General features: G+C 65.1%; 23 protein-coding genes. 13 read left to right on the forward strand and 10 right to left on the reverse strand.

Annotated elements, in window-relative coordinates; all coding sequences use genetic code 11:
- Positions 1-17 precede the first annotated feature (17 nt).
- On the reverse strand, positions 18-821 hold the full coding sequence (locus HQN78_RS00240; RefSeq protein WP_107798453.1) for an ABC transporter substrate-binding protein: 804 nt from the start codon (positions 819-821) through the stop codon (positions 18-20).
- 450 nt (positions 822-1,271) lie between these two features.
- Between HQN78_RS00240 and HQN78_RS00245 the strand changes: the two genes are divergently transcribed.
- The 4 genes from HQN78_RS00245 to HQN78_RS00260 all read left to right on the forward strand — a co-directional run bounded on the left by HQN78_RS00245 (position 1,272) and on the right by HQN78_RS00260 (position 3,826).
- Positions 1,272-1,880, forward strand: a complete 609-nt coding sequence (locus HQN78_RS00245) for a CDP-alcohol phosphatidyltransferase family protein (protein WP_235087239.1) — start codon at positions 1,272-1,274, stop codon at positions 1,878-1,880.
- Positions 1,873-2,820: a phosphatidate cytidylyltransferase gene (locus tag HQN78_RS00250; protein WP_107798455.1), complete on the forward strand. Its 948-nt coding sequence runs from the start codon at positions 1,873-1,875 to the stop codon at positions 2,818-2,820. The genes HQN78_RS00245 and HQN78_RS00250 overlap by 8 nt, the downstream gene beginning before the upstream one ends.
- A 7-nt stretch (positions 2,821-2,827) precedes the next feature.
- Positions 2,828-3,481: a lysophospholipid acyltransferase family protein gene (locus HQN78_RS00255; protein WP_235087243.1), complete on the forward strand. Its 654-nt coding sequence runs from the start codon at positions 2,828-2,830 to the stop codon at positions 3,479-3,481.
- A 156-nt stretch (positions 3,482-3,637) separates the two neighbouring features.
- Positions 3,638-3,826 (forward strand): hypothetical protein, encoded by a 189-nt coding sequence (locus tag HQN78_RS00260; protein WP_107798457.1) that lies wholly within the window; start codon positions 3,638-3,640, stop codon positions 3,824-3,826.
- Between the two features lie 62 nt (positions 3,827-3,888).
- On the opposite strand, the gene phnE is transcribed toward HQN78_RS00260, so the two are convergent.
- From phnE to lgt, 4 genes are all read right to left on the reverse strand, one after another.
- Entirely contained in the window at positions 3,889-5,463 is a 1,575-nt protein-coding gene (gene phnE / locus HQN78_RS00265; protein ID WP_235087245.1) for a phosphonate ABC transporter, permease protein PhnE, read from the reverse strand.
- Positions 5,457-6,251: a phosphonate ABC transporter ATP-binding protein gene (locus HQN78_RS00270; protein ID WP_235087247.1), complete on the reverse strand. Its 795-nt coding sequence runs from the start codon at positions 6,249-6,251 to the stop codon at positions 5,457-5,459. The genes phnE and HQN78_RS00270 overlap by 7 nt, the downstream gene beginning before the upstream one ends.
- Positions 6,248-7,090, reverse strand: coding sequence for a putative selenate ABC transporter substrate-binding protein (locus tag HQN78_RS00275; protein ID WP_107798459.1), 843 nt, complete (start codon positions 7,088-7,090; stop codon positions 6,248-6,250). The genes HQN78_RS00270 and HQN78_RS00275 overlap by 4 nt, the downstream gene beginning before the upstream one ends.
- Before the next feature lie 146 nt (positions 7,091-7,236).
- Positions 7,237-8,088 carry a prolipoprotein diacylglyceryl transferase gene (gene lgt, locus HQN78_RS00280; protein WP_107798460.1) on the reverse strand — a complete coding sequence of 284 codons (852 nt, stop codon included), beginning with the start codon at positions 8,086-8,088 and terminating at the stop codon, positions 7,237-7,239.
- Positions 8,089-8,285: 197 nt separating this feature from the next.
- On the opposite strand from lgt, the gene ilvD reads away from it, so the two are divergent.
- Positions 8,286-10,142 carry a dihydroxy-acid dehydratase gene (gene ilvD, locus HQN78_RS00285; RefSeq protein WP_235087249.1) on the forward strand — a complete coding sequence of 619 codons (1,857 nt, stop codon included), beginning with the start codon at positions 8,286-8,288 and terminating at the stop codon, positions 10,140-10,142.
- 749 nt (positions 10,143-10,891) lie between these two features.
- Positions 10,892-11,971 carry a hypothetical protein gene (locus HQN78_RS00290; RefSeq protein WP_235087252.1) on the forward strand — a complete coding sequence of 360 codons (1,080 nt, stop codon included), beginning with the start codon at positions 10,892-10,894 and terminating at the stop codon, positions 11,969-11,971.
- 73 nt (positions 11,972-12,044) lie between these two features.
- Here HQN78_RS00290 and HQN78_RS00295 read toward each other — a convergent pair whose 3' ends face one another.
- Positions 12,045-12,962, reverse strand: a complete 918-nt coding sequence (locus tag HQN78_RS00295) for a LysR family transcriptional regulator (protein ID WP_235087256.1) — start codon at positions 12,960-12,962, stop codon at positions 12,045-12,047.
- 192 nt (positions 12,963-13,154) lie between these two features.
- On the opposite strand from HQN78_RS00295, the gene HQN78_RS00300 reads away from it, so the two are divergent.
- Entirely contained in the window at positions 13,155-13,856 is a 702-nt protein-coding gene (locus tag HQN78_RS00300; RefSeq protein ID WP_227104570.1) for a pirin family protein, read from the forward strand.
- 208 nt (positions 13,857-14,064) lie between these two features.
- Here the strand turns inward: HQN78_RS00300 and HQN78_RS00305 are convergent, their stop codons facing one another.
- Positions 14,065-14,652, reverse strand: a complete 588-nt coding sequence (locus HQN78_RS00305) for a hypothetical protein (protein ID WP_235087259.1) — start codon at positions 14,650-14,652, stop codon at positions 14,065-14,067.
- Between the two features lie 295 nt (positions 14,653-14,947).
- On the opposite strand from HQN78_RS00305, the gene glyA reads away from it, so the two are divergent.
- The 5 genes from glyA to HQN78_RS00330 all read left to right on the forward strand — a co-directional run bounded on the left by glyA (position 14,948) and on the right by HQN78_RS00330 (position 19,380).
- The gene (gene glyA, locus HQN78_RS00310) at positions 14,948-16,195 is read left to right on the forward strand and encodes a serine hydroxymethyltransferase (RefSeq protein WP_081550486.1); all 1,248 of its coding nucleotides are present in this window, start codon (positions 14,948-14,950) and stop codon (positions 16,193-16,195) included.
- 127 nt (positions 16,196-16,322) lie between these two features.
- Entirely contained in the window at positions 16,323-16,781 is a 459-nt protein-coding gene (gene nrdR / locus HQN78_RS00315) for a transcriptional regulator NrdR (RefSeq protein WP_019100637.1), read from the forward strand.
- Positions 16,782-16,840: 59 nt separating this feature from the next.
- Positions 16,841-17,380 (forward strand): GNAT family N-acetyltransferase, encoded by a 540-nt coding sequence (locus HQN78_RS00320; RefSeq protein ID WP_146176579.1) that lies wholly within the window; start codon positions 16,841-16,843, stop codon positions 17,378-17,380.
- A gap of 3 nt (positions 17,381-17,383) precedes the next feature.
- A complete protein-coding gene (gene ribD, locus HQN78_RS00325; RefSeq protein WP_235087261.1) occupies positions 17,384-18,508 on the forward strand; it encodes a bifunctional diaminohydroxyphosphoribosylaminopyrimidine deaminase/5-amino-6-(5-phosphoribosylamino)uracil reductase RibD in 1,125 nt (374 codons plus the stop codon).
- Between the two features lie 224 nt (positions 18,509-18,732).
- On the forward strand, positions 18,733-19,380 hold the full coding sequence (locus HQN78_RS00330) for a hypothetical protein (protein WP_107798468.1): 648 nt from the start codon (positions 18,733-18,735) through the stop codon (positions 19,378-19,380).
- Between the two features lie 53 nt (positions 19,381-19,433).
- Here the strand turns inward: HQN78_RS00330 and HQN78_RS00335 are convergent, their stop codons facing one another.
- Positions 19,434-19,823, reverse strand: coding sequence for a nuclear transport factor 2 family protein (locus tag HQN78_RS00335; protein WP_107798469.1), 390 nt, complete (start codon positions 19,821-19,823; stop codon positions 19,434-19,436).
- A 291-nt stretch (positions 19,824-20,114) separates the two neighbouring features.
- Between HQN78_RS00335 and HQN78_RS00340 the strand changes: the two genes are divergently transcribed.
- Complete coding sequence (locus HQN78_RS00340; RefSeq protein ID WP_235087263.1) at positions 20,115-21,608, forward strand: carboxypeptidase M32; 1,494 nt, start codon at positions 20,115-20,117, stop codon at positions 21,606-21,608.
- A 159-nt stretch (positions 21,609-21,767) separates the two neighbouring features.
- On the opposite strand, the gene HQN78_RS00345 is transcribed toward HQN78_RS00340, so the two are convergent.
- Positions 21,768-22,646, reverse strand: coding sequence for an alpha/beta fold hydrolase (locus HQN78_RS00345; RefSeq protein WP_235087265.1), 879 nt, complete (start codon positions 22,644-22,646; stop codon positions 21,768-21,770).
- A gap of 84 nt (positions 22,647-22,730) precedes the next feature.
- A complete protein-coding gene (locus tag HQN78_RS00350) occupies positions 22,731-24,347 on the reverse strand; it encodes an MFS transporter (RefSeq protein ID WP_235087268.1) in 1,617 nt (538 codons plus the stop codon).
- Position 24,348: the final 1 nt, after the last annotated feature.

Consider the following 24,348-nt stretch of genomic DNA (forward strand, 5'->3'; position numbering starts at 1 on the left):
ATGGGAAAACGCGGGTCTTAGCTGGCTTCGCCGATCTTGAAGTCCCTAGGCAGCGGCGCCTTGGTGGCCGGGCCGAACCACTGATTGTAGATCTTGGCGGCCTGGCCGGATTTTTCCAGTTCCAGCAGGCTGTCGTTCACCGCTTTCAGCAGACGCGCCTCGCCCTTGGGCAGGCCGATGGCCTGGTATTCGCGGGTCAGGGTGAACGGCGCCAGTTCGAACTTGGCCTTGTCCGGCGCATTGGCCAGCAAGGCGGCCAGCTTGGAGCCGTCCTGGCTGATGGCCTGGACGTTGCCGTTGCGCAGCGCGGTGAAGGCCAGCGGGGTGTCGTCGTAAGCCACCACGGTGGTTTTCGGGTATTTGTCGCGCAGATTCACTTCCTGGGTGGTGCCCTTGTCCACGCCCACGCGCAGGCCGGCCAGTTGTTCCGGCTTTTGCAGCGACCCCTTGCGGGCGATGAACTGCTGGCCGGAGGCGAAGTAGGGCAGGCTGAACGCCACTTGCTTTTTGCGCTCGTCGGTGACGGTGAAGTTGGCGGCCACCAGATCGGCCTTGCCGGACACCAAGAGCGGCACGCGGTTGGCCGGATTGGTGGGGATCAGGCTGAGTTTTACGCCCAGTTTCTTGGCGATGTGTTGGGCCACGTCCACGTCCAGGCCGGAAATCTGACGGGTCTTGGCGTCGAGGAAGCCGAAGGGCGGGTTGCTGTCGAAGGCGGCGACGCGCAGCACGCCGGCTTTCTTGATGTCGTCCAGACGGTCGGCCCAGGCGGCGGTGGCGGTGGCGCTCAAGGCGATGGCCAATGCGATGGCGTGTTTCATGATGATACCCCTAGTCTGAAGACGCGCCGCGGGTTTCGATCGCGCCTGTTGGCGGCGCGGTTTCAGAAGATGCCGGCGCATCGTGATTCTGAGAAATTTCCTGCCATGGATAAACCCATGACATGCGATGAGCTGATGCTAAGGCATCTTGCAAATTCTTGGAAATTATTAAAAATTAGTCTTATATATTAATTTGTTTTGATTGTGTGATTTTCCTCATTGGAACAATGCCTTGTCCGCATTGAGGCCGCGGCGGCGGCGGGCCGGTATTTTTGTTCGAGGTAGGATTGCCAAACAATTTCCTTTGCCGCGCTTTTCTGCAATCGGCATAATCGCGTTTTCCGTGCGTTCCCCATTGGCGGACGCGTCGACGGATTTGCAACTTTTCTTGACGACTGTGATGACTGGCGCGAAAGCGCGCCGGGACGAAGCAGACGAGCCGAAGCCGAAATGCCCAGCATCTATCAACTCAAATCCCGTTTTCAGGACCTGCTGCGCCCCTTGCTGCGCGGCCTGGTTTCCCTTGGCGTCACCGCCAACCACGTCACGCTCGGCGCCATGCTGGCCTCCATCGCCTACGGCGGCTGGCTGGCCTGCCGGCCGGATCAGGCCTTGCCCTGGTTGCTGCTGCCCGTCTTCCTGTTCCTGCGCATGGCCTTGAACGCCATCGACGGCATGCTGGCGCGCGAGCACGGCCAGAAGTCGCGCTTGGGCGGCATTCTCAACGAGGTGGGCGACGTGGTGTCCGACGCGGCGCTCTATCTGCCCTTCGCCCTGCTGCTGGCCCAGCCTGCCTGGGCGGTGCTGGCGGTGGCGCTGGCGCTGCTGACCGAGTTCGTCGGCGTGCTGGGGCCCGGCCTTGGCGCGAGCCGGCGCTACGACGGGCCGATGGGCAAGAGCGACCGCGCTTTTGTTTACGGCGCCTTCGCGCTGCTGCTGGGCTTGTGGCCGCAGGCGGCGGCCTGGGGCGGCTGGGTGTTTGGATTGAGCGCCGCCTTGATGGCGCTGACCTGCGTCAACCGGGCGCGGGCCATTTTGAAAGAGGGCGAAGATGTTTAAACCGCTGTTGCCGCAAGCATTGATCTGGGCGCTGGGCGCCGTATTCGCGCTGCTGGTGATCGCCAGCGTCGCCATCCGCGTGCTGGAGAGCCGCTCGCCGCAGAAGAACTGGCTGGAATTGAAGCTGCGCATCCGCACCTGGTGGTGGATCGTCGCCTGCTTCTCGCTGACCTTGCTGGGCAATGTGCCGCTGGCGCTGGTGGTGTTCGCGCTGATCAGCTTCCTGGCGCTGAAGGAATACCTGACGCTGTGCGCCACCCGCACCGCCGATCACGTGGTGCTGTTCTGGGCCTATCTGAGCATCCCGCTGCAGTATTACTGGCTGGGCGTTCACTGGTACGGCATGTTCATCATTTTCATCCCGGTCTACATCTTCCTGTTCCTGCCGATGCGTATGGTGCTGATCGGCGAGACCCAGGGCTTTCTCAAGGCCGCCGCCTCGCTGCAATGGGGCTTGATGATTTGCGTGTTCTGCCTGAGCCATATGGCCGCGGTGCTGACCCTGCCCCAGCTGACCCATATCGGCGAACCGGCCCAGGGCGCGATGCTGCTGTTCTACCTGGTGGCGCTGACCCAGCTCAACGACGTGGCGCAATACCTGTGGGGCAAGGCCTTCGGCCGGCGCAAGGTGGCGCCCAAGGTGTCGCCCAACAAGACGCTGGAGGGTTTCCTCGGCGGCGCGCTGACCACCTGCCTGCTGGGCTGGTTGCTGGGGCCGCTGCTGACGCCGTTCTCGCCGCTGCACGCGGCGCTGGCCGGCCTGCTGATCGGGGTGATGGGCTTTATCGGCGACATCGTGATTTCCGCGGTGAAGCGCGACATCGGGGTCAAGGACTCCGGCCGCCTGTTGCCCGGCCACGGCGGGGTGCTGGACAGGCTGGATTCGCTGACCTATACCGCGCCGCTGTTCTTCCACTATGTCCATTACTTGTACTTCTGAGCCGATGATGAGCCGATTGCTGCGCATTCTGTTCGTACTGCTGCTGGCCCGGCCGGTGGTGCGTCTGTGGCTGGGGGTGACGGTGCGCCACCAGGAACGGCTGCCCTTGCGCGGCCCGGCCATCGTGGTGGCCAATCACAACAGCCACCTGGACATCCTGGCGCTGTACAGCCTGTTTCCGCTGGGCCGCATCCCCGAGGTGCAGCCGGCGGCGGCGGCGGACTACTTCCTGAAAAACCGCCTGTTCGCCTGGTTCGCCACCCAGGTGGTGGGCATCATCCCGGTGGTGCGCGGGGGCGTGGCCAAGGGCCTGGACCCGCTGGAGGGCTGCCGCGAGGCGCTGCGCCAGGGCCGCATCCTGATCCTGTTTCCGGAAGGCTCGCGCGGCGAGCCCGAGGTGCTGTCCGAGATCAAATCCGGCATCTGGTATCTGAGCCGGGATTTCCCCGAGGTGCCGGTGGTGCCGGTCTATCTGCACGGCCTGGGCCGGGCGATGGGGCGCGGTCAATGGCTGCCGGTGCCCTTCTTCGTCGACATCGCCATCGGTCGGCCGTTACAGTGGCTGGAAGAGAAAACGGCTTTCCGCGACCGTATCCGCGAAGCCTTGTTGTACTTGAAGCAAAAAACGCTGCCCGCCGCGCCGGCGGAGCAGGAGGGCTGAGACGCCGCCGTCCGACCCTTTGCGGGCTTGGGGGGACGGCCTATTGCGGCAGCCGGCCATGGCTGGCAATCTGAACGGGCGACGTTCGTGGACGTCGTCTGGCGAGGCAGGCTGGAACAATAAGAAGATTCGATGTGTGGGAAGAGGAGAAACGTGATGAGCAAGAAAGGATGGTATCTCGGCTCCTTGTGCATGGCCGCGGCCGCTTGCGCGGTGGCTTTGCTGGGCATGGCGTTGGCGGACGCCGGCTCGGCGGCGTGGCCGTTCGTCTTGGCCAAGGGGCTGGCTTTCGCCGCGCTGGCGATGTTTCTCTGCGGCCTGGCCGCGTGCAGGGAAGCTCGATAGACGTGGGATGAAGGCGCGAGACGACGGGGCGGCAGGCTTAGGCTTGCCGCCCCGTCCTCGTTTCAGCCCATGCGCCGGCGCAGCGCGCGGCTCAGCTGTTCCACGCCCCAGGACAGCGCCACCATCGCCAGGATGACGGCCGCGGCGGCTTGCTGTTGGAACAGCGACAGCGCCAGATACAGCTGCTGGCCCAGGCCGCCGGCGCCGACGATGCCGAGTACGGTGGCGATGCGGATATTGTTTTCCCAGCGGTACAGCGTATAGGCCAGCCATTGGCTGGCCACCATGGGCAGCGGCCCGTAGCAGAAGGCTGCGATGCGGCCCGCGCCGGCGTTGAGCAGCGCCTGTTCCGCTTGCGGCGGCGCGTTTTCCAGCGTTTCCGCGAACAGACGGCCCAGCACGCCGGCGGTGTGCATTGCCAGCGCCAGCACCCCGGCGGCCGGCCCCAGGCCTAACGCCAATACCGCCAGCGCCGCCCACAGCAGATCCGGAATGCCGCGCAGCATATTCAGCAACAGCCGCGTCGCGCGCTTGGCGGCTGCGCCCAGCCGGCCGGCGGCCGGCAGCGCCAGCGGCATGGCCAGCAAGGCGGCCAGCACCGTGCCCAGCGCCGACATCGCCAGGGTTTCCACCACGCCTTGCCCCAGTGGCCGCAAGTTTGGGGCGGAGAGGTCCGGAGGCAGGAATTCCATGGCGAAGCGCGGCAGGCCGCGCCAATCAAAGCCGTTGGCGCGCCAATCCGGCCACAGCCAGCACAGGCTGAACGCGGTCAGCGCGCCGCCGGCCAGCAATAGGCGGCGTCCGCCGCCGTCGCGCTCCAGCGCGCGCCGCGACCAGCGGCTGACGCCCTCGCTCAAGCCCACCAGCAGCAGGAATACCAGGAGCAGGGCGCCGACCTCGCCGCCGTTGAGCATTTTCAGGCTGCTGTCCAGCAATTGGCCGATGCCGCCGGCGCCGACGAAGCCCATCACCGCCGATGCGCGGATCGCGCATTCCCAGCGGTAGACGCTGTAGCTGATCAATTCCGGCAAGGCCTGCGGCCACAGCGCCCAGCACAGCCGTTGCCAGCGGCTGGCCCCGGCCGCCGCCAGCGCCTGGGCCGGCGCGCGCGGTTGGGATTCCAGGATTTCCGCGTAAACCTTGCCCAGCATGCCGCCGTAGGCCAGGCCCAAGGCCAGCGCCGCCGGCAGGCTGCCCAGGCCGGCGGCGCGGACGAAGAGCAGCGCCCAGACGATGTCCGGCACGCCGCGCAGCCACACCATCAGTCCGCGCAGCAGGCTTTGCGCGGCCAGGACGGTGCGGCGCGGCCGAACTGCGGTGAGCTGGTGATCGTCCAGCGCGCGGCTGGTGGCGAAGGCCAGCGGCGCGCCCAGCAGCATGGCCAGGCACAGGCCGGCGCTGGCCACCGCCAGCGTGGTGGCGGTTTCCTTGGCCACTTCTTTCAGAAAGTCGCCGTCGTGGGCGGGCGGCAGAAAGCCGGCGGCGAAACGCGCCAGGCTGAGCCAGGTGTCGCCGTTGAACAGAGTGCTCAGCGTGAACTGGGTCAGCGGCAGCGTCGGCAGCAGCAAGGCCAGGGTCAGCAGCAGCCAGCCCAGCCGCGCGCGGGCGGCCGGGTCGCGCGGCGCGGGTCTCAGCATTGCAAGCCTCTGAGCGCGGCGGGCGCGGCCGGCTCCACCGCGGTCTCGGGCATCTCGCCGGCGTAGAGCTCGGCCAGCAGCTGGGTATGGACTTGCTCGCGCGGCAGATCGAAGACGACGGCGCCGTCGCGCAGGCCGATGATGCGCGGGAAGTGCGCCAGCGCCAGCTGTACCGAGTGCAGGCTGGCCAGCAGGGTGGCGCGGCGGGCGCGGGCGTCCTCGCACAATAGGCGTATGCTGTCGTCGGCCAGCCTGGGGTCCAGCGCCGACACCGGCTCGTCGGCCAGCATCAGGTCTGGCCGCTGGTACAGCGCGCGGGCGATGCCGACGCGCTGACGCTGTCCGCCGGACAGCTGATCGCAGCGCTGCCATAGTTTGTCGGCCAGGCCCAGCCGTTCCAGCTCGGCGACGACGCCGGCGGCGTCGTCCGGCCACAGCAGGCGGCGCAAGGCCGCCAGTTCGCCGCCCTGGCCCAGCCGGCCGGCGGCCACCGCGTGGATCACGCGCTGGCGCGGCGGCAGCGGCGGCGTCTGGTAGACGCTGCCTATGCGCGCGCGCAGCGCGCGCAAGGCGCGGCGCGGCAAGCGCCAGGGATCGGCGTCCAGCAGCCGGACCGCGCCGCAGTCCGGGCGCAGGCCGGTGTTGGCCAGCAAGAGCAGGGTGCTTTTGCCGGCGCCGGACGGGCCGATCAGGGCCGCCTGTTCGCCGGCGGCAAGTTGCAGATCGATGCCGCGCAGGATGACGGCGCCGTCCAGGCTCAGGCCGACGCCGCGCAGCTCCAGGCTCATTTCAGCAGCCCGGCGGCCGCGGCGGCGGCTTCTATGCCCTTATAGTTGTCCGGCTTGGTGGGGATGAAGCGGCTGGCGCGTTGCAGATCCAGCACGGCTTTCTGATCCGGGTTCTTGGCGTCCAGCTTGAGGAAGGCCTGGCGGATCTTGTCCTGCAAGCCCTTGTCCATGCTGCCGCGCACCGTCCAGTTGTAGTCGTAGTAGGCCGGGGTGGTGGCGATCACGCGCACCTTGGCGGTATCCACCTTCTTGCTTTCCACCAGCTTCTGCCACACCGAGCTGTTCAACACGCCGGCCTCCACCTTGCCGGCGGCCACCCAGGCCACGGTGGCGTCGTGAGCGCCGGAATAGGCGACGTTCTTGAAGAAGCTTTCCGGCTTGAGGCCGTCCTTCTGCATGAAATAGCGCGGCATCAGGTGGCCGGAGGTGGAGGAGGCGGAACCGAAGGCGAAGCTGTCGCCCTTGAGCTCCTTCAGGCTCTTGGCCGGGCCGCTGGTGATGAAGGTGGAGGTGAACTTGCTGTCCTCCTCGCGCTGCACCAGCGGCACCACCTTGCCGCGCTGGCTGGCCTGCACATAGGTGAAGCCGCCCAGCCAGGCCATGTCCAGCTTGTCCGAGGTCAGCGCGGTGACCACGCCGGCGTAGTCCGACACCGGCACGAACTGCACCGGGATGCCCAGCTCTTTTTCCAGGTATTGGCCCAGCGGCGCAAACTTGCGCTGCAGCTCGGTGGGGGATTCGTCCGGGATGGCGGAGACCTTGAGCACGGTCGGGGCGGCGTGGGCCAGGGCGGCGGCGGCCAGCAGCGCGCCGGCCAGCGTCAGTTTGATGGCGGTCATGGCAGTGTTTTCCTCTATTGCGGACGAAAAGCCGCAAGGGCTGGCGCCGGCGGGCCGGCGATTCAAAAAGGCCAGTCATTAAGACTGGCCCTGAAGCGGCGGACTAAAAACCGCCGCGTATAGCAAGCATTCTAGCCTAGCCCGGCTTAGGCCGCCTTGCGCTTGCCGAACAGGTAGAACAGCGCCAGGCCGATCACGATCATCGGCAGGCTCAGCCACTGGCCCATGCTGATCACGTCGGACTGGCCGAAGATGCCGGCGTCCGGAGTGCGGAAGTATTCGCTGCCGAAGCGCGCCAGGCCGTAGCCCATCAGGAACAGCGCAGACACCTGGCCGCGCGCGCGGGTCTTGGCGCTGAAGCACCACAGCAGCGCGAACAGCGCCAGGCCTTCCAGCGCGAACTCGTACAGCTGCGACGGGTGGCGCGGCAGGCCGCCGTATTTGAGCAGGGTCACCATCAGGTCGGACGATTGCTGCGCCTGGATTAGATCGTCCATCTTGGCCTGCGGAAACAGCATCGCCCACGGCAGTTGGGGATCGGCCACCCGGCCCCACAGCTCGCCGTTGATGAAGTTGCCGATGCGGCCGGCGGCCAGGCCCAGCGGCACCAGCGGCGCGATGAAGTCGGTGACTTCCCAGAAGCTGCGGCCGTGCTTGCGCGCAAACAGCGCCACGCCGATCAGCACGCCGATGAAACCGCCGTGGAAGGACATGCCGCCTTTCCACACCATCAGAATCTCCAGCGGATGACTAAAATAATAGCCGGGCTGGTAGAACAGCACCTCGCCCAGGCGGCCGCCCAGCACCACGCCGACGGCGCCGTACATCAGCAGATCGTCCAGCAGCTTGGAGGTGAGGAAAGCGTGGCCGCGCTTGATGCGGTAGTTGCCCAGGATCAGGAAGCTGGCGAAGCCCAGCAAGTACATCAGGCCGTACCAATGAATGGCCAACGGGCCCAGCTGGATGGCCACGGGGTCGAACTGCGGATGAATGATCATTTGTCAGCCGTGTGCGTTTGCGGTAAAAGAATGTGGACGGATTATATGGGAAAGCGTTCCCACGCGTCGCGCGGCCCACCCGCCGCCCGACGCATTTTTGCCTTGAGCTCCCCGGCACCCGGAGCCAGGCGGCCCGGCCTTAAAGCAGGCCAGGCCCGGAGCGCCTTTCCCCTCATGTAGAAATTAAGGAATCAGCAATGCCCCAATACCGCTCCCGCACTTCCACCGCCGGCCGCAATATGGCGGGTGCCCGCGCCCTGTGGCGCGCCACCGGCATGAAGGACGACGACTTCGGCAAACCCATCATCGCCATCGCCAACAGCTTCACCCAGTTCGTGCCCGGCCACGTGCACCTGCACAATATGGGTCAACTGGTGGCGCGGGAAATCGAACGCGCCGGCGGCGTGGCCAAGGAATTCAACACCATCGCCATCGACGACGGCATCGCCATGGGCCACGGCGGCATGCTCTATAGCCTGCCCAGCCGGGACCTGATCGCGGACAGCGTGGAATACATGGTCAACGCCCACTGCGCGGACGCGCTGGTGTGCATCTCCAACTGCGACAAAATCACCCCCGGCATGTTGATGGCCGCGATGCGTCTGAACATCCCGGTGGTGTTCGTCTCCGGCGGCCCGATGGAAGCGGGCAAGGTGCAATGGGGCAACGACATCCGCAAGCTGGACCTGGTGGACGCGATGGTGGAAGCCGCCAACAGCGCGGTGTCCAACGAGGACGTCGAGCGCGTGGAGCGCTCCGCCTGTCCCACCTGCGGCTCCTGCTCCGGCATGTTCACCGCCAACTCCATGAACTGCCTGACCGAGGCGTTGGGTCTGTCCCTGCCCGGCAACGGCAGCCTGGTGGCCACGCACGCGGACCGCAAGGAATTGTTCCTGCGCGCCGGCCGCCTGATCGTGGATATCACCAAGCGACATTACGAACAGGACGACGCCAGCTTGCTGCCGCGCGCCATCGCCTCCAAGGCCGCGTTCGAGAACGCGATGAGCCTGGACGTGGCCATGGGCGGCTCCACCAATACCGTGCTGCACCTGCTGGCGGCGGCGCAGGAAGCCGGCGTGGACTTCAAGATGGCGGACATCGACCGCATTTCGCGCTCGGTGCCGTGTCTGGCAAAGGTGGCGCCGGCCACCCAGAAATACCATATGGAAGACGTGCACCGTGCCGGCGGCGTGGTGGCCATCCTGGCCGAGCTGGACCGCGCCGGCCTGATCCGCCGCGAAGTGCCCACCGTGCACAGCGCCACGCTGGGCGAAGCGCTGGAAGCCTGGGACATCTGCCGCCACGGCGAAGACAGCGAAGCGCGGCGCTTCTACCGCGCGGCGCCGGGCGGCGTGCCCACCACCATCGCCTTCTCGCAGTCCATGCGTTACCCGACGGTGGACGACGACCGCGCCGAGGGCTGCATCCGCGACCGCGAGCACGCTTATTCCCAGGACGGCGGCCTGGCCGTGCTGTCCGGCAATATCGCCGAGCGCGGCTGCATCGTCAAAACCGCCGGCGTCGACGACTCCATCCTCAAATTCAACGGCCGCGCCCGCATCTTCGAAAGCCAGGACGCGGCGGTGGAGGCCATCCTGGCCGACCGCATCGTGGCCGGCGACGTGGTGGTGATCCGCTACGAAGGCCCCAAGGGCGGCCCGGGCATGCAGGAAATGCTCTATCCCACCAGCTATCTGAAATCCAAGGGCCTGGGCAAGGAGTGCGCCTTGCTGACCGACGGCCGCTTCTCCGGCGGCACCTCTGGTCTGTCCATCGGCCATGTGTCGCCGGAAGCGGCCGAGGGCGGCGCCATCGGCCTGGTGGAAGAGGGCGACCGCATCGAGATCGACATCCCCGGCCGCTCCATCCGTCTGGCGATCAGCGATGAAACGCTGGCGGCGCGGCGCATGGCGATGGAAGCCAAGGGCCGCGACGCCTGGAAACCGCTGGGCCGCGACCGCGTGGTCAGCCCGGCCTTGCGCGCCTACGCGGCGATGACCACCAGCGCCGACACCGGCGCGGTGCGCGACGTGACGCAAGTCGAACGCCGTTGATATTTGTCATATTTCCTTAACCGGTTTCCGGATAGGATTCGGGCCGTGCGGTTTTTTGCCGCGCGGCCCATTGTTTTTTGGGGCGCAGCAACCATCTGCTCCTCATTCGTCCGCCGCCGCTTTCCACTGGCGCGGCCCCGTCTCTCCCCAGCCTCCCGGTTTTCGGCGGCGTCTTAGTCTTGTTCATTTGTTTTCGAATCCAACAGTTCCTTCCCGCTTGTTTTCCTAAATTTTCACAAACGAAATCCGTTCTAATGCCATTAATCATATACTTGGTCTGTTTAAATCTAAATGGCATTGTTTGGGACTAAGATTCGGCTGGGGCGGAGCAGGGGCGAGATGGGGGTGAAGAAGAAAACAGAGACGCTGATCGGTGCCGGCAGGCAAGTTCCCTGGCTACACGGATTTTAATAATTCTATTGATTTAACAGAAGCTTAGCGTTTGCTTAGCATGGGGCGTCGCCGGAAAAAGGCAAAAAAAATGCGCGGTACCGTTAGGTCCGCGCCAAGTCTACAAAGGAGAAATAGAGGAGAAACTATCAAGAAGCAATTGCTGCATCTCAACGAGAACGAATTATCCAGATTGCGGTATCGAGTGTCAACATGTTGTTTTTCGCAAATGTGTGAAATTATAATTTTCTGTCGCGCATCTGGTACATCGCGGCCGAGGCCGCCGCTGTCGCGGCGCACCATGGCTGTCGCAGCTGTGCCAAAATAGCGGTTTTCCGATTGCCGCAGGATTCCCCTTCATGGACGCCGTACGCCACACCCTTCCCGATCCGCGCCAGTACCACCCGCAAGTGGCGCTGACCAATATGCTGATTCACAACGCCCAGTCGGCGTTGAACGCCAAGACCGAGTCCGATCGGGAAATGTGGTTCTCCGCGGTGCGCGACGCGATGGCCGAGATGCTGGCGCGCGGCGAACTGCTGTCTATCTCGGTGGCGCTGGCCATGGTGCCGTCTCAGCAATGCTATCAACTGGTGTGGGACGCGCTGCGCGACGCGGTGGAAAGCACCGGCGGCGGCCGCGCCATCGTCTTCGCCATGCCGCTGGTGCTGGTGGCCGGCAGCAAGAACCAGACCACACTGCCGGGCGAGATCGCAGATGTGGCCGGCCTGAACCAATTGCTGCGCGAGCACGGCGTGTTCGCCGCCGATGCCGATGTCGCGCTGGGCGGCGCGCTGCTGCACCCGGACAGCGTGGTGGGATTGGACTCCGCCCAGCTCTATAAGCTGAACCGCGATCCGGCCCATGCGCGCGCGCTGCTGCCGCAACAGCCGGCGCCGGTCACGGTGAAGGAAGAGGGCGTGTTCCTGCGCTACCTGCTGGGGGTAGCGATCCAGCCGGAAGGCGCGGAGCCGCCGCTGCGCCTGGGCGGCGCGGTGGGCGCTTGGGGCATGCCGCTGATGAAATTCCTGGGCGAGCAATTGAAGACTGAGGGCGTGACGCTCTTCCCCATCGCCCGCCCGCCGATGCCGGCGATGCAGGCGATGGTGGCCGGCAACTACGCTCGCTTCGAGGTGGCGATGCAGGTATTCGCCAGCAGCCAGATCCGCAGACTGCGCGAACTGAACAAGGAGCCGGTGGCCATCCTGTCCGCCCACGACAACGGCGAACTGCACATCACCCTGTCCGCCGAAGGCGACGAGCGCAACTGGGAAGCCTTCGTCTGGCCGCTGGCGGCGCTGGACACTGTGCCGCTGATCGAGGAAAGCTTCCGCGAACTGATGGCGGAATGCCATGTGCGCGAAGTGCATGTGCTGGCCGAGCTGCATCCGGACAGCAAGGACGGCGTGCCGCTGTTCTTCACCGCCGACGATTTGTAAGCCTCGTCCCGCCTTGTCCGGTGATCACGCCTCGCCTCGAGCGGGGCTTTGTCATTGCGCTTATCGTTAGCCGCTAACGGCAATCCGCCCACGGCGCGATGGCCAGCCGCGCCGCCAGGTAGTCGATCAAGGCCTGCACCCGCGCCGGCCGGCTGCGGCCCGGCGGCGTCAGGATGTAGAGCGCGATCGGGTCCACCTGCCAATCCATCATCACGGTTTCCAGCTCGCCGGCCTGCAAGTCCCGCCAGGCCAGAAACTCCGGCTGCAAGGCCAGGCCCAGGCCGGTGCGCAGCGCCGGCGTCAGCGCCTCGGCGTTGTTGACCCGCAGCGACGTAGGCATTTCCAGCGCGAATTCGCCTTGCTCCGCGTGGCGGAAGCGCCAGAACTCGCCGCCGGGCGCGTTGCTGTACAACAGCGCGCGATGCGCGGACAGCTCGTGGGGATGGCTGGGCCGGCCGTGGCGTGCGAAATACGCCGGCGAGCCCACCAACAGAATGCGCACTGAGCACAGGCGACGCGCCAGCAGGCTGGAATCGGCCAGCGAGGCGATGCGCAGCGCCAGGTCCAGGCGCTTGGCCACCAGGTCCACCTGCTCGTCGCTGAAATGGAAATCCAGCTCCACTTCCGGATGCCGCGCCATGAACTCCGGCAGCAGCGGCGCCAGGTGGGACAGCCCGAAGGACATCGGCGCGGTCACCCGCACCGGCCCGCGCAAGCTGGAGGATTGCTCGGCGATGTCGGCCTCCACCGCCTCGCCTTCCGCCAGGATGCGGCTGGCCCGCTCCAGCGCGGCGTGGCCGGCCTCGGTCAAGGACAGCCGCCGCGAGCTGCGGTGCAACAGCATGGTTTTCATCCGGGCTTCCAGGCGGGAAATCGCCTTGGACACCGTGGCCTGGGACAGCGTCAGCTCCGTGGCGGCGCGCGCGAAGGAGCCGCATTCCGCCACCTTGGCGAAAATCGCCCAGGCTTCCAGATCGGGCAGTCGTTTCATAAATAGGCAGGAGTTGGATAGATTGATTCCAATTTTAGCGTTCAAAAATCAGTATGGCGCATTGATTGCATCAAAAATGGAAAGAATGCTATTCGATCCCTCGGCTTACCAGCCCCTGGCCCGCTGCGTATAGTGGCTGCATCGGACGCGTCGCCGCGCAGGCGGCGCCTCGCCACAATATCGGAGGACCATATGATCGAGCATCGTCCCTTCGCCGCTTTGGGCGGCGCCCATCATGGTTGGCTGGACGCCAAGCACCATTTCTCCTTTGCCGAATACCACGACCCGGCGCGCATGCACTGGGGCGCGCTGCGAGTGTGGAACGACGACGTCATCGCGCCGGGCACCGGCTTCCCGCCGCACCCGCACGCGGACATGGAAATCGTCACCTATGTCCGCGAAGGCGCGATCAGCCACCGCGACAATCTGGGCAACCAGGGCCGCACCGAGGCCGGCGACGTGCAAGTGATGAGCGCCGGCCGCGGCATCGTGCATTCCGAATACAATCTGGAAGCCGTCGACACCCGCATCTTCCAGATCTGGATCATGCCGGAGCGACGCGGCGGGGACCCGTCCTGGGGCAGCAAGCCCTTTCCCAAGGCGGACCGCTCCGGCGCCTTCGTCGCGCTGGCCAGCGGCATGGACGGCGACGATCAGGCCTTGCCCATCCGCGCCGACGCCCGCGTGCTGGGCGCCACCCTCAAAGCCGGCGAAAGCGCGGACTATCCGCTGGGCGCGGAGCGCCGCGGCTACCTGGTGCTGGCCCGCGGCCGGGCGGAAGTCAACGGCGTGGCGCTGCAAGCCCGCGACGGCGCGGCGATCAAAGATGAAGCGCTTTTGCGCATTGTCGCCAGCGAAGACGCCGAGCTGATTCTGGTGGATAGCCGGGAGTGAGGGAATGAAAGACAAAGCGCCGGGTGTCCGGCGCTTTTTTCAAACCACGCGCAGTTTGCGCGTTGGCGGTTTCTTCGATGATGGTGGGTTGGATTCCACCTTGACTACAGTTCCTTTGGAACAAGCCTCACCGAGATCATGGCTTAGCTTAGCCAAGCTGTGGGCGGTGCTCTGGGACACATAGACCCGCTTCTTGGCATTGGGTGATTTAACGCTGTTTTTCATAGCCGATATACCCCGTATTCTCAAGTCCCGCGTTGTGGATGGCGCTAAAACCCAGTTCTTGTATGAGCAGGTGATTACAGTGACAAACTCTATCATAGAACCTGCCAAGCCCCGGAGCCGGCTTGTAAAAGTACTGCCTTGTTTCAGCTACAAGCCGACTATGGTAGACAACAATTTCAAGTAAATGTTGCCCAAAACTGAAAATTTGGCGGGGGTTGTCCAGGCGCCATGAGGCCGGCTCGTAGATATGGTCGCGGCTGATAGCGTCGGCTCGCATGAACTTTACCAACCGGCTTGTGCGCATATCGGGTTCAAAGTCATGCGCCCAAGTCCGGATAAAGTCACGTACCTCCTGCTCATCGTCTCCAGGCACTTCTCCCGCCAGGCTGGCAAAATACATTAGGTAGCGGTAGGCGCTAAAAACAAATGGCACGACTTCGAAGAAGCCATCGGCATGATGGGCTAAGGGGACACGGTAGATATTCCCCACCCACGCGGAGCGCTGATCCGGCGTGGGCGCACCTGCGAACCACTCCGTGGGCATGGCTTGGTTTTGCTCCAGCCAAAACATTCATCTTTCTCCACTGAGACGAACCATTGGAAGAGGGCGCTTGCCACAAGAGTGAGATACAAGCAAGGTCGTAGCCCTTGCAAAGCGATCCATGGGCGCTTGGCATTGTTGCTTTATCCAATGCTGGGCTGCAAATCGCTGTGGCTTTGTCCCTTTATCGGTGGGGTGTGGGGGCGATGGAAGTGGCGCGCAGGGGCTTGTCGTTGCCTCTCGCAATTGCTTCACGTTAAGGATTTCGCTCCGGCATTTCGTGTAGAATGCCCGCATCGTTAACCCTTTGATGGATGAGTCAAAGATGTTCGCTGCTGACCAGACGATTGCCAAATTCGACCCCGAACTCGCCGCCGCCATTGCGGCCGAGTGTCAACGCCAGGAAGATCACATCGAGTTGATCGCCTCGGAAAACTACACCAGCCCCGCGGTGATGGAAGCCCAGGGCTCCCAACTGACCAATAAGTACGCCGAAGGCTACCCGGGCAAGCGCTTCTACGGCGGTTGCGAACACGTGGACGTGGTGGAACAGCTCGCCATCGACCGCGTCAAGCAGCTGTTCGGCGCGGAATACGCCAACGTGCAGCCGCACTCCGGCAGCCAGGCCAACCAGGCGGTGTACTTCTCCATCCTGAAGCCGGGCGACACCGTGATGGGCATGAACCTGGGCCACGGCGGCCACCTGACCCACGGCTCCCCGGCCAACCTGTCCGGCAAGATGTTCAACATCGTCGCCTACGGTCTGAACGACAAGGAAGAAATCGACTACGACGACATGGAGCGCGTAGCGATGGAAACCAAGCCCAAGCTGATCATCGGCGGCGCTTCCGCTTATGCGCTGCGTTTCGACTTCGAGCGCATGGGTCAGATCGCCAAGAAATGCGGCGCTTACTTCATGGTGGACATGGCGCATTACGCCGGTCTGATCGCCGCCGGCGTTTACCCGAACCCGGTGCCGTTCGCCGACTTCGTGACCTCGACCACCCACAAGACCCTGCGCGGTCCGCGCGGCGGCATCATCCTGGCCAAGGCCGAGTTCGAGAAGAGCATCAACAGCAATGTGTTCCCGACCCTGCAAGGCGGCCCGCTGGAGCACGTGATCGCCGCCAAGGCCGTGGCCTTCAAGGAAGCGCTGCTGCCCGAGTTCAAGGTGTATCAGGAACAAGTGCTGAAGAACGCCGCCATCATGGCCAAGACCCTGGGCGAGCGCGGCGTGCGCATCGTATCCGGCCGCACCGAGAGCCATGTGTTCCTGGTGGACCTGCGCGCCAAGGGCCTGACCGGCAAGGCGGCCGACGCGCTGCTGGGCCGCGCCCACATCACCGTGAACAAGAACGCGATTCCGAACGACCCGGAAACCCCGTTCGTGACCTCCGGCATCCGCATCGGCTCCCCGGCCATCACCACCCGCGGCTTCAAGGAAGCCGAAGCCATCCAGGTGGCCAATCTGGTGGCGGACGTGCTGGACAACCCGAACGACGACGCGCTGATCGCCCGCGTGGCCGAGCAAGCCACCGCGCTGTGCCATCGTTTCCCGGTGTACTCCAAATAAGCCAAGCTGGTCTCGGCCGCTGAAAGACGCCCCCAGGGGCGTCTTTTTCATGGGCGGGCGATAGCGGCATTAACTTGACTGCGCATTGCTGATAACATCCCTACATTGGAACCCTTAGGATTAAGTCATGAAATGCGCGTTCTGCGGCAATGCCGATACTCAGGTAATCGACTCCCGCGTCAGTGAGGACGGCAGCAGCATCCGGCGGCGGCGGCGCTGCCCGGTGTGCGAGAAGCGTTTCACGACCTTTGAAACCGCCGACGTGCGCATGCCGCAGGTGGTGAAAACCGCCGGCCATCGTTCGGAATTCGACATCGAGAAAGTGCGCACCAGCTTCCTGCGCGCGCTGCACAAGCGCCCGGTGCCCACCGCCTTGGTGGACGAGGCGATAGATCGCATCTGTCACAAGCTGCTGCAATTGGGCGAGCGCGAAGTCTCCAGCCGCGAGATCGGCGAAATGGTGATGAACGAACTGGCGCGCCTGGACAAAGTGGCTTATGTGCGTTTCGCCTCGGTGTACCGCAGTTTTCAGGATGTGTCCGAGTTTTCCGACGCCATCAAGGAAATCCAGAAGTCTTCGCATTGACCGACCGGCGGGCGGCTGGAGTAGACTGCTCTATTCTTCCGTCATCGCGGGTGCCCTCCATGGTAGAACCCCTGCCTTCCAATGTTTCGCTGCGCGCGCCGGAGCTGTCCGACGCGCCGGCGCTGTTCGCGCTGATCAACGCCAACCGCGACGCGCTGCGGCCGTGGATGCCGTGGGAGCCCCTGACCCGCTCCGAGGCGGACTCCCGCGCTTTTCTGGAATCCGCCGCCGTCGGCCGTCAGATCGGCAAGGCCTATACTTGGCTGGTATTGCGCGACGGCGCGCTGGCCGGCGTTTGCGATCTGCACGCCATCGACGATTTGAACCGCCACGCCTTCGTCGGCTATTGGCTGGACCGCCGCCAGGTGGGGCAGGGCGTGATGCAGGCGGCACTGCGCCTGTTGCTGGCCGAAGCCTTCGGCCCCTTGGGCCTGCACCGGGTGGCGATAGACGCGGCGGCGGACAATCATCGCAGCTGCGCGGTGGCGGAGCGGCTGGGCTTCCGCTACGAAGGCGTGCTGCGCGAGTACTTGTTGTTGCAGGGCCGCTATTGCGACGCCAGGCAGTACAGCCTGCTGGCTCAAGAATGGAAGCAATGAATCATGAATTATTCCGCCGATGACCATCGTCACATGCAGCGCGCGTTGCGGCTGGCCGCCGCGGCCACCCGCCGCGCCGCGCCCAACCCGGGCGTGGGCTGCGTGCTGGTGCGCGACGGCGCGGTGATCGGCGAGGGCGCCACCCTGGAAGTGGGCGGCGATCATGCGGAAATCCAGGCGATCAAGGACTGTCTGGCGCGCGGCCTGTCCCCGCGCGGCGCCACCGCCTACGTCACGCTGGAGCCGTGCAGCCACCACGGCCGCACCCCGCCGTGCGCGCGGCGTCTGATCGACGAGGGCGTGGCCCGGGTGGCCGCGGCGATGGTGGACCCCTACCATGAAGTGGCCGGCCGCGGCCTGGCCATGCTGCGCGCCGCCGGTATCGCCGCCGACGCCGGGCTGATGGAAGCCGAGGCGCGGCAAGTGCATCGCGGTTTTCTGTCGCGCGTCGAGCGCGGCTGCCCCTGGGTCACGCTCAAGGCCGCCGCCACGCTGGACGGCAAGACCGCCTTGCTCAACGGCCGCAGCCAATGGATCACCGGCCCGGAGGCGCGGCGGGATGTGCATCGCCTGCGCGCCGAGCATTGCGCGGTGCTCACCGGCAGCGGCACCGTGCTGGCCGACGATCCGCAACTGACGGTGCGGGAAGTCCCCTGCGAGCGCCAGCCGCTGCGGGTGGTGCTGGACAGCGATCTGCGCACGCGGCCGGAACAGCGCATCTATCAGGACGGCGCCACCTTGCTGGCCACCTGCGATCACGAGGCCGCGCGTTTGGAGCCCTACCGCGCCGGCGCGGAGCTTCTGAGCTTGCCGCGGCTGGCCGACGGCCATGCCGATCTACCGGCTTTGCTGGCGGCCTTGGCGCAACGCGGCGTCAATATGCTGATGGTGGAAGCCGGAGCCGGCCTCAACGGCGCGCTGTTGCGCGCCGGGCTGGTGGATGAGATCGTGCTCTACCTGGCTCCGTCGCTGGCCGGCGACGCCGCGCGCGGCCTGTTCGCCTGGCCGCCGCTGGAAGACCTGGCCGACAAGCAGCGGCTGAGCATACGCGACGCGCGCATGGTGGGCGCGGATTTGCGCCTGAGCCTGACGCCGGTCTTGGCGGCTGCTCAAGGTCCCGCAAACTAGGGCGAGACAAGGCGAGGATGGCCTCCACGCTTGGGAAAATGACCGCGTCGCCGCGAATCCCGTCTGGAGTCTGCAACATTTCTGTCCGAAAATAAGAGCAGTTCGCCCGCTGTGCGCATGACGCGTGACGGCGGGCGCGAACGCACGCTCAGGACGGGCCGCCAAGAACGGCTCGCTTTCGCATTCGGGGCAGTCGCGGCATCCGGGAGGGCTGGGGAAAGGGCATGAGCGATTTGAAGGCGGCGCTGGAAGCTTATATGCGATTGTTGGCGCGTCAGGGCGCGCCGGCTCAGGTGATCGACGAGAGGCGTCGCATTCTGGAACTGCTGCTGCCCTGGCTGGACGGCGTCGAGCGCAACGCGGAAGGTTTCCGCGGTCCTTGCGAACGCCTGCTGCAGGCCTGCTCGCCGGACGAGCAGGTGCTGGCGCTGACCTGTACCCGCGAGTTCTATTACTTCTGGCTGGGCGATACCAAGAAAGTGGTGGAGATCACCGCGCGCAGCGGTTTTTCGGTGCGCAATGTGCGGGTGTGGCTGGAGACGGATTGGGAAGGGCTGCTGACGCGGATGGAGCGCGACGGCTTCTCCCGCTTTCCGCCGTCGCTGGGCTTGTACTTGGGCAAGCTGTTCGAGGACGGCATGTCCGAGCCGGATATCCATCTGCGCGAGCGCCTGCTCAAATCCCTGCTCTATCTATTGGACGGCCAGCCCATACAGGGCGACAGCTTCCGCATGATGGTGGACGCGGTGTTATTGCATCTGCGCGAGGCGGAGCTGAAAAACACCTTTCTGTTGCTGGTGCGCGAGTACTTCTATTACTGGCACCAATTCCCGCAAGCCCAGGCGCGCAACGCCGGCCAGCCGGCGGCTTGAGGCGGACCGCCGAGCCCGCTATTTCATCCCCAGACGCTTTCGTTCCCGCGGTCTCAAGCCGGCTGCGCGGCTTCCAGCCTGGCCCGGCCCGGCAAACCCGCGCGCCAGGCCGGCGGCGCTTCGGCGCTGGCCCAGTATTCCTCGATCTGGCTGATCAGCCCGTGTTCCAGCGTGAACAGGGAATTGGCGAAGAAGCGCGCCTCGCCGTGGTCCACCTGCGCCACCACGTGCCAGCGGCCGTCGGCCAGCAGATTGTCCTGCAGCAGGCGTATGCTCCAGCCCTCCGGATAAACGCGGTTGACGTGGACGATGGCGTCCGCGCCGCGGAAGCACTCGCCGCTGCAGTGCCATAGCATCACGGCGTCGTCGCGCAGCAGGCGGCGCGCGCGTTCCCAGTCGCGGTCCTGGTAGGCGAGAAAGAGTTGGGCGGCGATGGATGGCATGATTTTACCTCATGCTAGTCATGGAGTATTGATAATGTACAAAATCAAAATTCTTGTCAATACGCGGCTTTGGCGGATTTTGGGGCGGAAGTTGTCAGATCAAATAGTCTGATGGCATCATGCTTTGACAAGTGGAGCGTGTTTACGATCTCGCGAGCTGGGGCGAGACCAGGCGTTGCGGCTGAGAAAGCGGAAGGAGTAGCGCTAGATGAGCATTCTGCAGCGGTTCTCAACACCGTATCGCCGACGCGCAGCAGATCGTAAATCGGTTCTTTATAGAGAGGAGACAAGATGACGCACACATCCGCCTACCAGGCTTTAACCCACACTTTCGCCCGCCTGCACCGCTTTAACCACCTCGGCGCCATCGCCGGCTGGGATCAGGCGGCGATGATGCCGAGCAAGGGCAACAACGCCCGCGCCGCCGCGCTGGCGGAGCTGGGAGTGCTGACCCACGGCATCATCACCGCGCCGCAGCTGAAGGAGCAGCTGGACGCGGCGGAACAGGAAAACCTGGACGAGCTGCAACGCGCCAATCTGCGCGAGATGCGCCGCGAATGGGCGCAGGCCAATCTGCTGCCGGCGGAGCTGGTGGAGGCCAAAACCCTGGCCGGCGCGCGCTGCGAGCACGCCTGGCGCAGCCAGCGCCCGGCCAATGACTGGAAGGGCTTTCTGGAAAACCTGCGCGAGGTGGTCAAACTGTCGCGCGAGGAGGGCCGCTTGCTGGCCGAGGCCAGCGGCGGCAGCCGTTACGACGCGCTGATGGACAAGTACGAGCCGGGGATGAAGAGCGCGGAGATCGAGCGCATTTTCACCGAGGTGAAGTCCTGGCTGCCGGGCCTGATCGAACGCGCGCGCGCCAAGCAGGCGTCGGAAACGGTGATCGAGCCGGTGGGGCCGTTCGCGGTGGCGCAGCAGCGCGCCTTGGGCGTGGAGGCGATGAAGCTGCTGCGCTTCGACTTCGACGGCGGCCGGCTGGATGTCAGCAGCCATCCCTTCTGCGGCGGGGTGCCGGAAGACGTGCGCATCACCACCCGCTACCGCGACGATGATTTCGTCCAGAGCCTGATGGGCATTGTTCACGAAACCGGCCACGCCCGTTACGAGCAGAACCTGCCCAAGGACTGGCTGGAGCAGCCGCTGGGCCGCGCGCGTTCCATGGGTATTCATGAGAGCCAGAGTCTGTCCTTCGAGATGCAGCTGGGCCGCAGCCCGGCCTTCCTGCAGTTGATCGCGCCGCTGATCCGCAGCCATTTCGGCGAGCAGCCGGCGTTTACACTGGAAAATCTGCAAGGCCTGTACAGCCGGGTGCAGCCGGGTTACATCCGCGTGGACGCCGACGAGTTGTGCTATCCGGCGCATGTGATCCTGCGTTTCGAAATCGAGCGCGCGCTGATGGACGGCGAGATCGAGGCCGAGGACATCCCGGCGCTGTGGGACGAGAAGATGATGGCCTATCTGGGCGTGGACACCCGCGGTAATTACACCAACGGCTGCATGCAGGACATCCACTGGACCGACGGCGGCTTCGGCTATTTCCCCAGCTACACGCTGGGCGCGATGTACGCGGCGCAGTATTTCGCCAGCTTGCGCCGCGCCGAGCCGGAGCTGGACGCGCAAGTGGCGGCTGGCAATCTGGAGCCCATCTTCAATTGGCTGAACACCCATATCTGGAGCCAGGGCAGCCGCTGGAGCACGGACGAACTGGTGCGGCGCGCCACCGGCGAGACGCTGAACCCGGCGCATTTCAAGGCGCACCTGGAGCGGCGTTATCTAGGCGTTTGAGTTTGTGGAAGGCAGATGAAAAGCGCGGCTTGGCCGCGCTTTTTTTTGATCCGCTAATCAAACCCCTGATCCTGCGTTGCGCCTCCTTGTCGTACCACTTGTACTGCCTGCGTCGACGCGCCTTGGCTCAGGTTCTCTGCGAGGTTTTCTTAGCGGCTCTTATTGGGATTGGCTGAAAAACGCGTGGATCGCCGCCGCTAGCGTTTCCGGCTGCTCCCATTGCAGCATGTGGCCGGCGTCGGCGATCACGGTTTCCTGGAGTTGGGCGAAACAGGCGCGCCGCTGCGTCATGCTGGCGGCCACGCTCTTGGCCAGCGGGTGGTCGTCGGTGTCGCCGCCCAGCGCCCACAGCACCGGCGCGCTGATGCGCTGCCAGCAAGCCATCGCTTCTTCCAGCCGGTACAGCACCGGGTTGACCATTTTGTGGCGCGGGTCGGCGCGGTAGTAGAGGCCGTCGTCGCGCTGGAGGGTCAGTTCGCGCGCCAGCCATTGGGCGCGTTCCGGCGTCAGCCTGGGGTTGCGTTCCAATAGTTTGGCGGCGACGGCGTCCAGCGACTGCAAATCGCCGAACTCCGGCGCGGCGCGGGTTTCGCGCAGCCAGCGCGCATAGCGGCCCGGCGCTTCCGCCGGCTTGGTGGCGGCCAGGCCGAAGCCTTCGGCCAGCACCAGCTTTTCTATGCGTTCGGGGCGGATGCCGGCGTAGATGCCGGCAATCATCGCGCCCATGCTGTGGCCCAGCAGCTTGACTGGCTGTTGCGGCGACAGCGCGTCCAGCAGCGCGTCGAGATCGGCCAGGTAGTCGGGGAAGTAGTAGCTGCCGTCGTTCCAGTCGCTGTCGCCAAAGCCGCGCCAGTCCGGCGCCGCCACTTGCCAGCCGTCCGGCAGCGCGTCCACCAGGAATTGGAAGGTGGCCGAGCTGTCCATCCAGCCGTGTAGCAGCACCAAGAGCGGCGCGTCGCGCGGGCCCCAGCGACGCAGATGATGGCGGTGGCGGTTGAGGGTCAGGGTTTCGGACTGGCTGAGGCATTGAATCGGCATGGCGGCGCGGGTGTTGGGACGAAAGCCCCAGTCTACCCAGAAACACGGCGAACCGGGAGGTTCGCCGTGCGGATGGGAAGGGGCTTATTGATGGATGTCGGCGCGGTGCGTCTCCTTCAAGCCCAACAGGCAGACGATGAAGCTGACGCTGTAGACGATGACCGGATACCACAGACCGTAGAGGATGTCGCCGGTGTAGACCACCAGCGAGAAGGCCACGGTGGGGAACAGGCCGCCTATCCAGCCGTTGCCGATGTGGTAGGGCAGCGACATCGAGGTGTAGCGGATGCGGGTGGGGAACAATTCCACCATGGTGGCGGCCAGCGGACCGTAGACCATGGCGGCGATCAGGCTGAGCAGCACCAGCACGGCCACCACCATCGGGTAGTTGATCTTGTCCGGGTCGGCCTTGTCCGGATAGCCGGCCTGCTTCAGCGCGGCCAGCAGCGCTGCCTTGTCGAAGCCGGTCAGCGTTTGTTCGCCCACCTTGATCTGGGTTTCGCCGCCGGCGGGCGCCGTCTGGCGCTGGTAGGGCACGCCGTTCTTGGCCAGCAGGGCCTTGGCCTGGTCGCAGCTGCTGCTGAGCTTGGCCTTGCCCACCGGATCGAACTGGAAGCGGCAGCTGGCGGGGTCCGCCACCACCACCACCGGCGCCTGGCGCGCGGCGTTGGCGATGTCCGGGCTGGCGTAGGCGGTCAGCCATTTGAAGGCGGGAAAGGTCAGCAAGGCCGCCAGCAGCAGGCCGGTCAGCATCACCGGCTTGCGGCCGATGCGGTCGGACAGATAGCCGAAGTACAGGAATAGCGGCGCGGCGATCAGCAGCGACATCACCAGCAGCTGGGTGGCGATCTGCGAATCGACCTTGAGGATCTGGGTGAGGAAGAACAGCGAGTAGAACTGCGCGCAATAGAAGGTGACCGCCTGGCCGCCGTTGATGCCGAACAGCGCGGTGAGCACGATGCGCAGGTTCTTCCAGTTGGTGAAGGATTCGGTCAACGGCGCTTTGGAATGCTTGCCTTCGGCTTTCATTTTCAGAAAGGCCGGCGATTCGTGCATGGACAGCCGGATCCAGGTGGAGATGGCCAGCAGCGCCAGCGACAGCAGGAAGGGCAGGCGCCAGCCCCAGTCGTCGAAAGCCGGGCCGGTGAGTTTGCGGCAGGCCAGGATCACCAGCAGCGACAGCAGCAGGCCGGCGGTGGCGGTGACCTGGATCCAGCTGGTGTAGGCGCCGCGTTTGTGATCCGGCGCGTGTTCGGCCACGTAGATGGCCGCGCCGCCGTATTCGCCGCCTATCGCCAGGCCCTGCAGCATGCGTAGCACCACCAGCAGGATGGGCGCGGCGATGCCTATGCTGGCGTAGCCGGGCAGCAGGCCCACCAGGAAGGTGGACACGCCCATGATCAGGATGGTGGCGAGAAAGGTGTATTTGCGGCCTATCATATCGCCTAGCCGGCCGAACAGCAGCGCGCCGAAGGGGCGTACCAGGAAGCCGGCGGCGAAGGTCATCAAGGCGAAGATGAAGGCGGTGGTTTCATTGACGCCGGCGAAGAACTGCTTGCTGATCACCGCCGCCAGCGCGCCGTACAGGAAAAAATCGTACCACTCGAAAACGGTGCCCAGCGACGAGGCGAAGATCACTTTGCGCTCGGAGCCGCTGATCGTGTGTCCCGCCGTGGCGGCGGGCGTCAGGGTGCTGCTCATG

It is taken from the genome of Chromobacterium sp. Beijing, assembly GCF_021496765.1.
Taxonomy (GTDB): domain Bacteria; phylum Pseudomonadota; class Gammaproteobacteria; order Burkholderiales; family Chromobacteriaceae; genus Chromobacterium.